14 protein-coding genes are annotated in these 14,552 nt (G+C 69.3%); 10 read left to right on the top strand and 4 right to left on the bottom strand.

Annotated elements, in window-relative coordinates; all coding sequences use genetic code 11:
* Positions 1–15: 15 nt before the first annotated feature.
* The 4 genes from AC069I_RS40540 to mptB are packed head-to-tail and all read left to right on the top strand — an operon-like array spanning position 16 to position 5,193.
* Positions 16–1,047, top strand: a complete 1,032-nt coding sequence (locus AC069I_RS40540) for an ABC transporter permease (RefSeq protein ID WP_478228869.1) — start codon at positions 16–18, stop codon at positions 1,045–1,047.
* Positions 1,044–1,949, top strand: coding sequence for an ABC transporter permease (locus AC069I_RS40535; protein ID WP_478228868.1), 906 nt, complete (start codon positions 1,044–1,046; stop codon positions 1,947–1,949). The genes AC069I_RS40540 and AC069I_RS40535 overlap by 4 nt, the downstream gene beginning before the upstream one ends.
* The gene (nikE, locus tag AC069I_RS40530; RefSeq protein ID WP_478232698.1) at positions 1,946–3,616 is read left to right on the top strand and encodes a nickel ABC transporter ATP-binding protein NikE; all 1,671 of its coding nucleotides are present in this window, start codon (positions 1,946–1,948) and stop codon (positions 3,614–3,616) included. The genes AC069I_RS40535 and nikE overlap by 4 nt, the downstream gene beginning before the upstream one ends.
* Positions 3,617–3,630: 14 nt before the next feature.
* Complete coding sequence (gene mptB, locus AC069I_RS40525; RefSeq protein WP_478267739.1) at positions 3,631–5,193, top strand: polyprenol phosphomannose-dependent alpha 1,6 mannosyltransferase MptB; 1,563 nt, start codon at positions 3,631–3,633, stop codon at positions 5,191–5,193.
* Between the two features lie 158 nt (positions 5,194–5,351).
* On the opposite strand, the gene AC069I_RS40520 is transcribed toward mptB, so the two are convergent.
* Genes AC069I_RS40520 through AC069I_RS40505 form a run of 4 tightly spaced genes read right to left on the bottom strand, consistent with a single transcriptional unit; the run spans position 5,352 to position 9,279 of the window.
* Complete coding sequence (locus AC069I_RS40520) at positions 5,352–5,768, bottom strand: TIGR03668 family PPOX class F420-dependent oxidoreductase (protein ID WP_478228865.1); 417 nt, start codon at positions 5,766–5,768, stop codon at positions 5,352–5,354.
* A 14-nt stretch (positions 5,769–5,782) separates the two neighbouring features.
* Entirely contained in the window at positions 5,783–6,406 is a 624-nt protein-coding gene (locus AC069I_RS40515; RefSeq protein ID WP_478267738.1) for a class I SAM-dependent methyltransferase, read from the bottom strand.
* Positions 6,407–6,454: 48 nt separating this feature from the next.
* Positions 6,455–7,342 (bottom strand): S66 peptidase family protein, encoded by an 888-nt coding sequence (locus AC069I_RS40510; protein WP_478228863.1) that lies wholly within the window; start codon positions 7,340–7,342, stop codon positions 6,455–6,457.
* Positions 7,339–9,279 (bottom strand): S9 family peptidase, encoded by a 1,941-nt coding sequence (locus tag AC069I_RS40505; protein WP_478267737.1) that lies wholly within the window; start codon positions 9,277–9,279, stop codon positions 7,339–7,341. The genes AC069I_RS40510 and AC069I_RS40505 overlap by 4 nt, the downstream gene beginning before the upstream one ends.
* A gap of 121 nt (positions 9,280–9,400) precedes the next feature.
* Here AC069I_RS40505 and AC069I_RS40500 point away from each other — a divergent pair, with 121 nt between their 5' ends.
* The 6 genes from AC069I_RS40500 to AC069I_RS40475 all read left to right on the top strand — a co-directional run bounded on the left by AC069I_RS40500 (position 9,401) and on the right by AC069I_RS40475 (position 14,492).
* On the top strand, positions 9,401–9,976 hold the full coding sequence (locus AC069I_RS40500) for a DUF3090 domain-containing protein (RefSeq protein ID WP_378439468.1): 576 nt from the start codon (positions 9,401–9,403) through the stop codon (positions 9,974–9,976).
* 4 nt (positions 9,977–9,980) lie between these two features.
* On the top strand, positions 9,981–10,763 hold the full coding sequence (locus AC069I_RS40495; RefSeq protein ID WP_478267736.1) for an SCO1664 family protein: 783 nt from the start codon (positions 9,981–9,983) through the stop codon (positions 10,761–10,763).
* The gene (locus AC069I_RS40490; RefSeq protein ID WP_478267735.1) at positions 10,748–11,647 is read left to right on the top strand and encodes an aminoglycoside phosphotransferase family protein; all 900 of its coding nucleotides are present in this window, start codon (positions 10,748–10,750) and stop codon (positions 11,645–11,647) included. The genes AC069I_RS40495 and AC069I_RS40490 overlap by 16 nt, the downstream gene beginning before the upstream one ends.
* A gap of 97 nt (positions 11,648–11,744) precedes the next feature.
* Positions 11,745–12,560: a DUF3097 domain-containing protein gene (locus AC069I_RS40485; RefSeq protein ID WP_478228859.1), complete on the top strand. Its 816-nt coding sequence runs from the start codon at positions 11,745–11,747 to the stop codon at positions 12,558–12,560.
* Positions 12,561–12,655: 95 nt separating this feature from the next.
* Entirely contained in the window at positions 12,656–13,087 is a 432-nt protein-coding gene (locus AC069I_RS40480; RefSeq protein ID WP_478228858.1) for an NfeD family protein, read from the top strand.
* Between the two features lie 58 nt (positions 13,088–13,145).
* Positions 13,146–14,492 carry an SPFH domain-containing protein gene (locus AC069I_RS40475; protein WP_478228891.1) on the top strand — a complete coding sequence of 449 codons (1,347 nt, stop codon included), beginning with the start codon at positions 13,146–13,148 and terminating at the stop codon, positions 14,490–14,492.
* Positions 14,493–14,552 lie beyond the last annotated feature (60 nt).

The raw sequence follows: 14,552 nt of genomic DNA, 5'->3' as shown, positions 1-14,552 counted from the left end.
ATCAGAAGGACCGCGTTGACCGAAGCACTCAGTTCCCTCGAAAAGCCCCCAGCGCTCGGCGATCCCGACGAGCGCCGGGGCGGGACCGGCACCGCCCGGTTCGTGCTCTCCAAGATCGGCGGCGCGCTGGCGAGCCTCGCGCTCGTCGTCGTGCTGGGGTTCTTCCTGTTCCGGACGCTGCCCGGCGATCCCGTGCGGTTCATGGTCCGCGACCGGCCGACCGATCCGAAGATGATGGCGGAGCTCCGGGCGCAGATGGGCGTGGACAAGCCGCTGCTGCAGCAGTTCTGGGACTACCTCACCGGCCTGCTCCAGGGCGACATGGGGGTCTCGTACCTGCAGCGGCGCCCGGTCATGGACATGGTCGGCGAGCGGTTGTGGCCGACGATCCTGCTCGTCGGCAGTGCGACAGTGCTCGCGGTCGCGCTCGGCCTGTGGCTCGGCATCCGCGCGGGCTGGCGCCGGGGGAGCAGGTTCGACAAGGTCCAAACAGGACTCGCGCTGACCCTGTGGTCGGTGCCGCAGTTCTGGCTCGGCCTGATGCTCCTGGTGGCCACCAACGGACTCTTTCCCAGCCGGGGCATGCATTCCCCGGATGTCGCGCCGGGCTTCTTCAGTGAAGGGCTCGACGTGCTCCACCATCTGGTGCTGCCATGCGTGACCCTGCTGGTGGTGTTCTACGCGCAGTACATGCTGGTCATGCGTTCGTCCCTGATCGGTGAGATGAACTCGGACTACCTCACCACCGCGCGGGCCAAGGGCCTGCGTGACGACCTCGTCCGCAAGCGGCACGCCGTGCCCAACGCCCTGCTGCCGACGGTGACGCTGGTCTTCATGCAGTTCGGCATGGTGGTCTCGGGTGCGGTCTCGGTCGAGGCCGTGTTCAGCTGGCCGGGGCTCGGGCAGCTGCTCTACGAAGCGCTCCGCGGACCTGATCTACCTGTCCTGCAAGGAGTCTTCGTCACCCTCGCGGGTGCGGTGGTGCTGATGAACCTGCTCGCGGAGTTGCTCTACCGCGTGCTCGACCCCAGGGTGCGGACGGCATGACCACTGCGGAAAAACCCGGTTCGATCGTCTGGCGCCGCCGCCGCGAGGCCGTGGCGAAACGCTGGCACGAGTTCACGACGAACAAGGCGGGCGTCTTCGGGCTGGCCTTCCTCGGTGTCATCACGGTGCTGGCCATCCTCGCGCCGGTGATCTCGGACGAATCCGGACTCGACGTCACCAAGGCCCAGGGCGGTTCGCTGGAGTCACCCAGCGGGGAGTTCTGGCTGGGCACCGACATCGACGGCCGTTCGGTGCTGCTGATGACGTTCTGGGGTGCGCGGATCTCGCTGCTCACCGGTTTCTCGGCGGCGTTCCTCTCGGTGCTGATCGGCACCCTCATCGGGATCGCGGCCGCGCATTTCGGCGGCTGGCTGTCCGGGCTGCTGCTGCGGTTCACGGACTTCTTCCTGGTGCTGCCGTCGCTCGTCCTCGCCGTGGCGCTCGCCTCGGTGCTGGACCAGGGCACGATGACGGTGATCATCGCCATCGGCGTCACCGCCTGGCCCAGCACCGCGCGCCTGGTCCGCGCGCAGACCCTCACGATCGAGGGCCGCCCGTACATCGAGCGCGCGAAGGCACTCGGCGGCGGTCACCTGCACATCGTCGGCAAGCACGTCCTTCCCGGCGTCATGCCGCTCGTGCTGGCCAACACCACGCTCGTCGTGGGCAACGCGGTCATCGCGGACGCGACGCTGGCGTTCCTCGGCGTCGGCAACCCGAACACCGTCTCCTGGGGAGCCATGCTGCAGACCGCGTTGAACAACGGCGCGATCAGCAAGGGTGCCTGGTGGAACCTGCTGCCGCCGGGTGTCGCGATCGTCGTGGTCGTCCTCGCCTTCACCCTCGTCGGACGCGCGCTGGAGACCGTGCTGAACCCGCGCCTGAAGGGACAGCACTCATGAGCCCCTTGCTGGAACTGAAGAACCTCGGCGTCACCTACGCCACCGGAGGCGGTGAGGTCGCCGCCGTCCGCGGCGTCGACCTTGTCCTCGAAGCCGGCGACACCCTCGGGGTCGCGGGGGAGTCGGGATCGGGGAAGTCGACGGTCGCGATGAGTGTGCTGCGGCTGCTCCCGCGGTCGGCGAAGGTCAGCGGGGAGATCCTGCTGGACGGCGAAGACGTCACGGCCATGAAATGGGGCAGGCTGCGCGCGGTGCGCTGGGCCGAGGCCTCGGTCGTGTTCCAGGGCGCGATGCACGCGCTCAACCCGGTGCGGAAGATCGGCGAGCAGATCGCGGAGCCGATCCGCCTGCACCCGCCCGGTGGCAAGGCGCTTTCGGACAGCGAGATCCAGGCCAAGGTCTCCGAGCTGCTCGAACAGGTCGACCTGCCACCCGGCCGTGCCGGGGCCTACCCGCACGAACTGTCCGGTGGGCAGAAGCAACGCGTCATGATCGCGATGGCGCTGGCCTGTTCGCCGCGGCTGATCATCGCGGACGAGCCGACGACCGCGCTCGACGTCGTCGTCCAGGCTCAGGTGCTCGACCTGCTGGGCAGGCTGGTCACCGAGCAGGGGATCGGGCTGATCATGATCAGTCACGACCTGTCGGTACTCGCCGCGACCTGTCGCCGGATCGCGGTGATGTACGACGGCGAGATCGTCGAGGAGCGGCCGAGCGCGGAGTTGATGAGCGCGCCGCACCACGAGCACAGCAAGGCGCTGGCGGCCGCTTTCCCGACCGTCGGCGACCCTGCGTCCCGGTTCGCGCCCGCGACCAGCACGCCGTTGCCACCGGAGCCCGAACGCACCGGTGACCAGCCGGCGCTGTTGGAGGCCGAGGATCTGCGCGTCAGCTTCCGCGACCGTACGGGCAAGCGGATCAACGCCGTCGCCGGGGTGAGCCTCCAGGTGCGGAAGGACGAGATCGTCGCGCTGGTCGGCCAGTCCGGCTCCGGTAAGACGACGCTGGCCCGGACGCTGCTCGGGCTGCAGAAACCCGACTCCGGCGCGGTGCGGTACGACGGCAAGCCGGTTCCGCTCGGTGGCGCCGGGCTCAAGGCGTACCGGCGGCAGGTCCAGCTGGTGCTGCAGGACCCGACGAGCGCGCTGAACCCGAATCACACGGTGTACGAGGCCGTTGCGGAAGGCCCGCGCATCCACGGAATGGGCGCGAACGAGCACGAGATCGTCGTCAAGGCACTGGAAGCGGCCGAACTGCGGCCTGCGGAGAAGTTCCTCGACCGGCTCCCGCACGAGCTGTCCGGCGGGCAGCGGCAGCGGGTCGTCATCGCGGGCGCGCTCGCGCTGGACCCCGGCGTGATCGTGGCGGACGAACCGGTGGCGTCACTCGACGCGTCGGTGCGGGGGGAGATCCTCGCGCTGCTGCTGCGCCTGCGGCGTGAACTGGGTCTCGCCGGGCTGGTGATCACCCACGACCTCGGACTGGCCTGGAACATCGCCGACCGGGTCGCCGTGATGTATCGCGGGGAGCTGGTGGAAGTGGGTACCGTGGAGGAGGTCCTGCTGGACCCGAAGCACGACTACACGAAGTCGCTGCTCGCCGCGTTGCCCGGTGGCACCGCGCGGGAAACACCCATTGCCGCGCACTCGCACAGGCGCGGTGTGTAACCTCCAATCTCGAAATGGCGACCACTACAGACCCCCAGCAGACGCCCTCGGCCGGCTCCCTCGGCGAGCGGCTCCGGGTGCCTTCCCGGTTCCCGTACCGCACCATCGCGATGGGAACCATAGGCAGCACGCTGCTGATGCTGGCGGCGCTCGGCGCCGGTGGAATCCTCATCCGTGACCCGATCCTGGGGCACGGACCGCTGTCGTGGATCCGCTACGGCCATGGCCGCATCCTGGCCAACGTGATGCTCTACACGGGCTTCGCGCTGATCATCTGGGCGTGGGTCCGTTTGGGTCGCTACGCGCTCGCGGGCCGGATCGGCAGTCGTCCGATCGTCATCGCCGCCGCCTGCTGGATGGCGCCGCTGCTGGTCTCGCCGCCGCTGTTCACCCGCGACGTCTTCTCCTACCTCGCGCAGGGCGCGCAGCTGCTCAACGGGCTCGACCCGTACGCCAACGGCCCGGCCGAACTGGCCGTGCTGCCGGACGTCGTGCAGAACGTCCATCCGCTGTGGCAGACCACGCCCGCGCCGTACGGCCCGCTGTTCCTGCTGGTCGCCAAGGGGATCGTCTCGGTCACCGGCAACGACATGATCGCCGGTGTCATCGCGACCCGGCTGGTCCTGATGCTCGGCCTGGTCGGGATGCTGTGGTCGCTGCCGCGGCTGGTCAAGCACCTCGGTGGCAAACTGCCGATCACGTTGTGGCTCGCCATCGCCAGCCCGATGACGGTGATCCACTTGGTCGGCGGACCGCACAACGACCTGCTGATGCTGGGCTTCCTCACCGTCGGCGTGCTGGCCGCGCTGGAGCGTAAGCACGTCGTCGCGATCGTCCTGGTCACCATCGGCATGCTGATCAAGCCCACCGCGGCGTGGGCGCTGCCGTTCCTGGTCTGGGTGTGGGCGAACCACCTGCCCGGCGACCGGAAGGTGGTCAACTTCTTCCGCGCGGGCGCCGCGTCGGTCGGGATCTTCCTGCCGGTGTTCGTCGCCGGCACCTGGCTGTCGCTCGGCTCGGTCAACCTCGGCTGGCTGACCGGTCTCAAGGCGCCGACGCTGATCGCGAACTGGATGAACTTCCCGACGGGGATCGGCGAGATCTTCTACTCGCTGGTGGACCTGGTGATCGACGTCGAGGTGTCGCCGTTCGTCACGGTGTTCCGCGCGATCGCGATGGTCGGCCTGTTCATCTTCGCCGGCTGGCAGTGGTGGCTCGCCCGCGACGGCGGCTACCCGGCGATCCACCGGATGGCGATCGTGCTGCTGGCCGGTGCGATCGTCCCGCCGCCCTCGTTGCCGTGGTACCTGACCTGGGGTTTCGTCGTTCTTTCCGCGTTCGAATGGCGCCGCCGTAATCTCGCGGTCGTCGTCGCGGTGTCGGTTTTCGTGACGCTGGTCTACTACCCGACGGGGGAGCAGGCGCTGTACGACTGGTGGTTCATGGCGGGCGTCGTCGCGGCGAGCGTGTACGCGGCCGCTTCGCTGCTGCGGCCGGATCCGCTGGGGATCGTCGCCGCTTGGCGGGGGAAGCCGGTGGAGCAGTTCCTGCCTGCCGAGGCTCCACGCTCGTCCTGACTTTTCAGTCCGTGAAGGCCTCCTTCACTACCTTCAGGGTAGTGAAGGAGGCCTTCACGGACCCAGAGTCCTTCAAGGAATCTCATCAAATGTATAACGACCTATACGGCATGGGGAAGGCCTTGTTGCCGTAGAACGGCAACAAGGCCAAAAGAAGCTCAAGAAGCGCGCCACCCACTCCAGGAGTGAACGAGGGTGCTCACCACGGCATGCGGTGCAGGCTGCGCCTCGTACTGCGGATACTTGTCCCGCAGCAGCCGCGCCGGTAGCGCCTGCTCGTCGGGATCGGTCAGCGCCCGGGCGACACCGTCGGCCCGAGCCCACCACAGTCCTGCCCAGTCCTCGTCGTAGTGGTCGGTCAGAAAACTGACCGCGGGGTTCTCCGCGATGTTCTTCAGGCGCCGCAACGCCGTCGTGCTCTTGGGCTTGTGGTCGATCGCGAACGCCACCGAGTCGCCTTCGAGAACGAACGTCACCGGCACCACATGGGGCACGCCGTCCGAACCCGTCGTCGCCAGCCTCGCTATCCGCTCGCCTTCGAACCGTGACCTGGCTTCGGCACGCGTCATCCGCATGTCGCAGACGGTACCTAGGCGCGGCGCACGCGGAGCACGTTGTCCGAACGCGTTCCCTGCTGTCCTTCCGGTCCCGGGAAGTCGTGGGTGATCAGATCCTGTCGCTCCACGGTCCATTCGCCGTCGGCCAGGGCCAGCGCTTCGAGGACCTCGGCGGTCGTCGGGAAATGGACGTCCTTGTGCGGCGGTTCGTCCATCCACGTCGGCCAGCCCGCATGGCCGGCGACCACCAGGGTCCCGCCCGGCGCGACGGCCTCGGCGGCGCGGCGGAGCGCCTTGTCCCGCTCGCCGTCCTCCGCGACGGGGGAATGGAAGAACTGCGCGGAGACGAGGTCGAAACGGCCCTCCGGGAACGACTTCGCCAAGTCGTGGCGCTCCCAGGTGATGCCCTCGACTCCGGCCTCGGCCGCGTGTGCGGCGGCGCGCTCGAGCGCGACGTCCGAGATGTCGACGGCGGTGACCCGCCAGCCCTGCTGGGTGAGCCAGATGGCGTCGCCGCCCTCGCCGCAGCCGAGATCGAGCGCCGTCCCCGGCGTGAGCGCGGCGACCTCGTTCACCAGGATCGGGTTCGCCTTCCCGCTCCAGACCTGATCCTTGTCCCGGTAGAAGTCTTCCCAGAACTGCTGTGTGGAATCCATGACCGCAAGATGCCTCCGCCTCGGCCGGTTCCGCAAGTCCCGTTGCTGTTATGGCAAAATCAGCAGGGTGCCCGCGTCGGCGTCGAGGGTGGCCGGTGCGCCGAGGGGGATGGTCGGCGACGCCGGGACATGCCCGACGCCGAAGTCCCAGGCGATCGGCACGCCGAGCGGGCCGAAGCGCTCGAGCATCAGGGCTCGGATCACCTCCGGATCACCACAGGACTTCCACGAGCCCAGCAGGAACCCGCGAACCCCGTCGAGCCAGCCGGAACGCAGCAGCTGGGTCAGCATCCGGTCGATCCGGTAGGGGCTCTCGGTGACGTCCTCCAGCAGTACGAGCGCGTCACGCCCCGAGCCCTGCTCCGGTGTGCCGAGGCCCGACGTCAGGAGGGCGAGGTTGCCGCCGATGAGCGTCCCGGTCGCGGTGCCCGGCACCAGTGGCGACGCCGTCGGTGAGGTGATCAGCCGCACACTCTCCGGTTCGAACAACGACAGCCGCAGGTGTTCGGCGGCCACCGCGTCGAACAGGGTGGTCGCGGGCATGGGGGAGAACAGCGTCTCCAGTCCCAAGTGGACGTTCACCGCCCGGTGCAGCGCGGTGACGTCGCTCGATCCGGCGAACATCGTGGGTCCGGCCGCCTTCAAGGCCGCCCAGTCGACCAGGTCGAGCATGCGCTGCGAGCCGTAGCCGCCACGGGCGGCGAGGACGCAGGTCACTCCCGGGTCCAGCCAGGCGCGGGTGAACTCGGCGGCCCGCGCCTCGTCGGAGGCGGACAGATAGCCGGTGGAGGTCGCGCGGACGCATTCACCGACATGGACATCGACGCCCCAGCCGCGGAGCACCGGCAGCGCCTTCTCGACGAGGTCCGGCGGGACCGGCCCCGCCGGGGCGACAAGGGCGATCGTGTCACCCGGCCGTGTCTTCGGTGGCCTCATCGGCTCAGCCGGAGTTTCGGCACGCCGGGTGTCTCGAAGCCGAGGACCTGACCGTAGAACGACAACTCCGCTTCGAGCGCGGCCACGATCGTCTCCGCCTTCCGGAAACCGTGCTGCTCGCCCTCGAACCTGAGGTAGGCGTGCTCGATGCCGCGTCCTTCCAGCCCGGCCACAAACCGGTCCGCCTGTTCGGGCGGGCAGATCTCGTCCTCCAGCCCCTGCAGGAACAGCAGCGGGCCGGCGAGGGTGCCCGCGTTGTTGATCGGCGACCGGTCCCGGTAGCGCTGTACGGCCTCCGGCAGCGGCCCGATCAACCCGTCGAGGTAGCGGGACTCGAAGTCGTGCGTCTCGCCGCCGTCGCCGGTCCACTGCGTGAGGTCGAGGATCGGGTACATCACGGTGCCCGCGCGGTAGGTCGTGGTGGTGGTCAGCGAGGCGGCGGAGGTGTACCCGCCCGCGCTGCCGCCACGGATGGCCAGCCTGTCGCCGTCAACGGTGCCTTCGGCGGCGAGGGCTTCGGCGACGGTGACACAGTCGGCCACGTCGACGACGCCCCACTGTTCCCGCAGCCGCTCGCGATAAGCGCGTCCGTAGCCGGTCGAGCCGCCGTAGTTCACCGTGACGACGGCGATGCCGCGGCTGGTGAAGTAGGCGATCTCGTAGTCGAGTACCGCGCTGTCCCGGCCGGTCGGCCCGCCGTGCGGGTACACGAGCAACGGCGGCAGTTCCCCGTCCGGAGCGGCGAAGTCGTCGTTGGCGGGAAGGTAGACGAAGGCGGGGATCCGAGCGCCGTCGTCGGTTTTGAAGATCCGTTCGACGGGCGTCGACAGGTAGGCAGGCGACGGCGGTTCGGGTGCTGCGGCGAGTTCGGTCACCGTTCCGCTGTCGAGACCGACTTTCACGACGGCACCTTCGCGCTTCGGCCCCGCCGCGACGCCGACGATGTCGCCTTCGTGGACGGCGAACCCGTTGGTGGACCACGCGGTCAGATCGGTGGCGGCCGCCACCGGGGTCACTTCCCGCGTCGCTTCGTCGAGGACGGCGAGCCTGCCCGACGCGAGGACGGCGAACCTGCCGTCGCCGAGCGGGGTGAACCAGCGCGTGCCGAGTTTCCACTGCGCGCCGCCGATCTCCTGTTCGGCCGGGGCGAGGTTCGTGATGCCGCCGTCGAGTCCGACGCGGTGCAGGTTCCACCAGCCGTCCGGGTCGAGCAACGCCAGCAGGCTGTCCGCCGACTCCCATTCGACCTGGCAGACGGAGATGCCGGCCGCGCCGGCGAGTACACGGTGCGGGCCGAACGCCCCGTCCTCGTCGAGTTCGGCGACGCACAGTTCGGTGCCGTCCCAAGGCATCGCGGGGTGGTTCCAGCCGATCCACGCCGCGCGTGCGCCGTCCGGCGAAAGCCGCGGCGCGGTGAGGAAGTGATGGCTCGCCGTCAGAACCCGTTCCGGGCCGCCGTCGAGGGGCACCGCGAGGAGATCCCGGGCGATGTCGACGCGACGGGGGCCGGTGCTGCGTTCGCGGACCAGCCACACTTCGCCGGTGAGGCCGGGACGGAGGTCGCTGTAGCGGATCTGGTGCCGGGTCGCCGGTTCCGGGGTCAGCGGTGTCGTCTCGCCGGTGGTCAGGTCGCGGCGGTAGACGCGCTGATCCGCCCAGTGGGTGAAGACCAGGATGTCACCGAGGACGAGCCAGGGCCGGCCGCCGTATTCGTGGACCCGGTTCCGGACGCTCCACGGAGCGGGGAGGACGTCTTCGACCGTGCCGTCGGCGCGGGACCGTACGAGGGTCACGCGGCCGCCTTCACCGGTTCTCGCTTCGGCCCACCAGACCTCGTTTCCCACGGTATCGAGCCATTGCGCGCTGACTCCCGAGGCCGCGACAGCGGCGGCCGACAGGGGAGACGTCCAGGTGCCGTAAGGGGCGATCTCAACCACGGTTGAAGACTAGGTTCGGCCCTTTGCCCATGACGGCCCGGGGCGCGGCGGTTTCGCCCTGGGCTGAACCTTGGGGCGGCGGATGCCGATCACGGGGCCGTGGCCTAGTGTCAAAGGTGCCATGTCTCGCGTAATCCACGTCTTCCGCCAGCCCGACCGGTTCGTCGCAGGAACCGTCGGTGAGCCCGGCGACCGCACGTTCTACCTCCAGGCGTCCGAGGACGTCCGCACGATCAGTGTGACCATCGAAAAACAGCAGGTGGTGGTCTTGGCCGAGAGGCTCAGCTCGCTGCTGGAAGAGGTCGCCAGCCGGTTCGGAGCGGATGTACCGGACGACGCGCCCGAAGAGCTCCTCGACGTCGACCCCTTGACCGTTCCGGTCGAGGAGGAGTTCCGCGTCGGCACGATGGGACTCGGCTGGGACGCCGAGAGCAAAGCCGTCGTGATCGAGCTGCTCGCGATGACGGAGGGCGAGGTGGACGAAACGGTCGTGCTGGACGACACCGAAGAGGGGCCGGACGCCGTGCGCGTCTTCCTGAGTCCTGGCGCGGCGCGCGCGTTCGCGGAACGAGCGGACCGGGTGGTCAACGCCGGCCGCAAGCCGTGCCCGCTCTGCGCGGAACCGCTCGACCCGGCGGGCCACATCTGCCCGCGCCAGAACGGGTACCGGCGCGACGTCGACGTCCTCGAGGACTGACGAGGTGGAGGAGTCTTCTCGGGAGCTGGTGACGCGCGGCAAGATCGACGTCGAAGGCAGGCTCGTCGACGCCTCCAACGTCACGCTCTTCTGCACGATCGAGCTCGACGGCGTCACCGGGAACGTCGTGTACAAGCCGGTTTCCGGTGAGCGGCCGCTGTGGGACTTCCCGGACGGGACGCTCGCGGGCCGCGAGGTCGCGACGGCCATGGTCGCCGAAGCCTCCGGACTGGGCGCGATCCCGCCCACGGTGCTGCGCGACGGGCCGTTCGGGCCCGGCATGGTGCAGCTGTGGATCGAGACCATCGACGAGGAGCTCGTCGACGTCCGGTCGCCGGAGAGCCTGCCGGAAGACTGGCGTGTCGTGCTCCACGCGCACGATCGCGACGGCGAACCCGCGGTACTCGCGCACGCGGACCGGCAGGGCATGCGGGAGCTGGCCGTGCTCGACATCGTGGTCAACAACACCGACCGCAAGGGCGGCCACGTGCTCGCCGGTGCCGACGGCCGGATCTACGGCGTGGATCACGGGATCTGCCTGCACACCGACCCGAAGCTGCGGACGGTGCTCTGGGGCTGGATCGGCGAGCGGCTGACCGATGCCGAGGTCAGCAAGCTCCACGGCCTTCGCGAGCGGTTGGACGGGGAACTCGGGGACGCGCTCGGCGAGCACCTCACCGGCTTCGAGATCCGCGCGCTGGCCGAACGGACCGAACTGCTTCTGGCGGAGGGTGTCTTCCCTGAGCCCGGCGACGACTGGCGCGCCATCCCGTGGCCGCTGTTCTGAAGGTGCTGGACGAGCAGGCCCGCGCGCGTCTGATCACGCGATTCGGCAAGGACGTCGCGACGTGGTGTGACGAGCTGCCCGCCCTCGTGGAGCGGCTGGCCGCGCGGTGGGGGCTCACCGTCGTCGACACCAAACCGGGCAACACCGGCCGGACCTTGATCTGCCACGGGGACGACGGCCTGACGAAGGTCCTCAAGCTGACCCCGGATCACACGATCGCCGAATCGGAAGCCGCCGCGTTGCGGGCATGGGACGGCTGCTCGCGGGTCGTGCAGGTGCTCGACACGGAACTGGCCGCCGGGGCGATCCTGCTGGAGGGCATCGACCCAGGCACGCAGCTACTGGAGGCGGGGGCGAACGTCCCGTGGGCCGAGGTCGGCGACCTGCTGACCCAGATCCACTCGGTGACCCCGCCGTCGGATTTCCCGCCGCTGGAAGACCGTGTCGTCTTCATGTACCGGCTCGCCGAGCGGGGGCTGCGCGGCTCGGTGGCCGAGGCCACGCTCTCGCTGGAGACGCTCGATCGCGCGCGGCTGCGGGCGCTCGAACTCGCGACCGGCGGGGGAGGGAACGCGATCGTGCACGGGGACCTGCATCCGGGCAATGTCCTCGACGGCGGGCCCGGACGGGGAGCGGTCGCGATCGACCCGCGGCCGAGCGTCGGCGACCCGTCCTTCGATCTGGCCGACTGGGTCACGTTGCCGATGCGCGACGGCGGAACGCTCGAAGACGGTTTCGACGCGATCGCGCCGCATCTGCCGGGTTTCGACGCCGGACGAGTGCGCGCGTGGTGTGCCGCGCTCGCGCCGCTGTTCGTGATGCGCCCGCTCGAGCGGGGCGAGCGCACCCCGTTCGTCGACGCGATGCTGTCATTCTGTTGGTGAACCCGAGTCCGCGATCGACGTCGGCAGGGCGGCGGATGGCCGCCTGACCGGCGTGGCGGGGAGACGACGGCCCCTGGCACCGATAGCGTCGTCCGCCGTGCGCTCCCATTCGTACGACGACGTGCTGTCCGGCCCGCGCAAGCGGAAGATCCCCGAGGTGCCCGCGGAGCCGGGGCTCGTGGTCGAAGACCCGGCCAGCGGCTACTGCGGTGCCGTGGTGAAGATCGAGTACGGCAACGTCGTCCTCGAAGACCGGCACGGCAAGCACCGCGTGTTCCCGCTGAATCCCGCGGGTTTCCTGCTCGAGGGCAAACCGGTCACGCTGGTGCCGTCGAAGGCCGCCCCGAAAGCCCCGGCACGGCGGATCTCCGCGTCCGGGTCGGTCCAGGTCCAAGGGCTCAAGGCGCGGGTCGCTCGCGATTCACGCATCTGGGTGGAGGGCAAGCACGACGCCGAACTCGTCGAACGTGTCTGGGGCCACGACCTGCGAGTCGAAGGCGTGGTGGTGGAACCACTCGATGGGGTGGACGTGCTGTCCGACCGCATCGACGAGTTCGGCACCGGACCCGGCCGACGCCTCGGCGTGCTGGTCGACCATCTGGTCGCGGGCAGCAAGGAGTCGCGGATCGTCGACGCGATCCGCGACGAGAACGTGCTGATCACCGGGCATCCGTACATCGACATCTGGGAGGCGGTGAAGCCGTCGGTCGTCGGTATCCGTGCCTGGCCGAAGATCCCGCGCGGCACGGAGTGGAAACAGGGCGTCTGCGACGCGCTCGGCTGGGGCGAGCCGTGGGAGGGCTGGCAGCGGATCCTGGCGGCGGTCGGCAGCTACCGGGATCTGGAAACGCCGCTGATCGGAGCGGTGGAACGGCTCATCGACTTCGTCTCGGACCCGGGCGAAGAGTTCTGAATGCCCGGTTTGTGCGAGGTCACTCAAGGTCACGCGTCGGTCACGTCGGATTCGCTTCCTCGGTATGAATCGGCGCGATCTGGGAGCATGGACGCATGACAGGCGCGCTCATCTGGCTGATCGCCGGCATTCTCTTGATCATCGCCGAGCTGCTCTCTGGTGATCTGTTCCTGCTCATGGTCGGCGTCGGAGCCCTGTTCGGAGCGGGCTCGGCCGCCTTGACCGGGAACCCGTTCATCGACGTCGCGGTGTTCGCCGTCGCCTCGGTCGGGATGCTCGTCCTCGTCCGGCCGACCCTCAAACGCCGGTTCCTCGCGGGGCCGGACATCAAGACCAACACCGACGCGCTGATCGGCGCGCGGGCGATAGTAGTGTCCACAGTGGACGGCGATGCGGGTCAGGTGAAGCTGGCAGGCGACGTCTGGTCGGCACGGAGCATGACTGGCGGGGAACCGATCGCCCCGGGGACATCGGTGACGGTCGTCGAGATCTCGGGCGCCACGGCGGTCGTCTCGGCCGAGCTGTGAGCCGGACGGCCGTACCGCAACAGGTTTCTACGTAAGGGGAAGGTAGTTGTCAGAGACAGTGGTGTTCATCGTCGTCGGACTGCTCGCGTTGTTCGTGGTCGTCGTCGTGGTCAAGGCGATCATGGTGGTGCCGCAGGCACAGTCCGCTGTGATCGAACGGCTGGGCCGGTTCCGGACGGTGGCTTCTCCCGGCCTGACGTTTCTGGTGCCCTTCCTGGACAAGGTCCGGGCGCGGATCGACCTCCGCGAGCAGGTCGTCTCGTTCCCTCCGCAGCCCGTGATCACCGAGGACAACCTGACGGTGTCCATCGACACGGTCGTGTACTTCCAGGTCACCGACTCGCGGGCCGCGGTCTACGAGATCTCGAACTACATCGTCGGTGTCGAGCAGCTGACCACGACGACCCTGCGTAACGTCGTCGGTGGCATGAGCCTCGAACAGACGCTGACCTCGCGCGACTCGATCAACAGCCAGCTGCGCGGCGTGCTGGACGAGGCCACCGGCCGCTGGGGCATCCGCGTCGCCCGGGTCGAGCTGAAGGCGATCGACCCGCCGCCCTCCATCCAGGACTCGATGGAGAAGCAGATGCGCGCCGACCGTGAGAAGCGCGCGATGATCCTGACCGCCGAAGGTCAGCGGGAATCGGCGATCAAGACCGCGGAAGGCCAGAAGCAGAGCCAGATCCTCGCGGCCGAAGGTGCCAAGCAGGCCGCGATCCTGAGCGCGGAGGCCGAGCGGCAGTCGCGGATCCTGCGTGCGCAGGGTGAACGTGCTGCCCGATACCTGCAGGCGCAGGGTCAGGCGAAGGCCATCGAGAAGGTCTTCGCGGCGATCAAGGCCGGACGTCCCACGCCCGAGGTCCTGGCGTACCAGTACCTGCAGACCCTGCCGCAGCTGGCGCAGGGCGACGCGAACAAGGTCTGGATGATCCCGAGCGACTACGGCAAGGCCCTGGAGGGCTTCGCCCGCGCGCTCGGCGCACCCGGCGACGACGGCGTGTTCCGCTACGAGCCGCCGAAGGAAGACCCGGTCGAGAAGCCGGACCTGGAGGACGAAGAGGTCCAGGGCTGGTTCGACACCTCCAGCGACCCGAAGGTCGCCGAAGCCGTCGCGGCCGCGGAAGCCGTGGCGCGCAAGGAGGTTCCGGCGCTGGGTGTCGCGACGCCGCGACAGGAGCCGCCCGCTCCGCGTCAGGTCCCCAAGGTCGCGCCTGCTCCCGAGCCGGAGGCCGCTCCGGAGCGGCCGCAGGCCCCGCCGCCCACCCGGTTGCCGCAGGCGCAGCCGCCCGCCGGTCCGCAGGGTGGCCCGTACCAGGGGCCGCCGTCGCAGGGGCCGGGCAGTGGCCCGTTCCCGCAGCAGGGACCGTTCGGCGGTCCGCAGGGTGGTCCGCCGCCGCAGCGCTGAGTCACGTGAAAGAGGGCCGTCCCGTTCGGGGCGGCCCTCTTTCGTACTGCCGCTGTGACA

The organism is Amycolatopsis sp. NPDC043885 (assembly GCF_056435685.1).
This window is presented reverse-complemented; position numbering and strand designations above follow the sequence as displayed.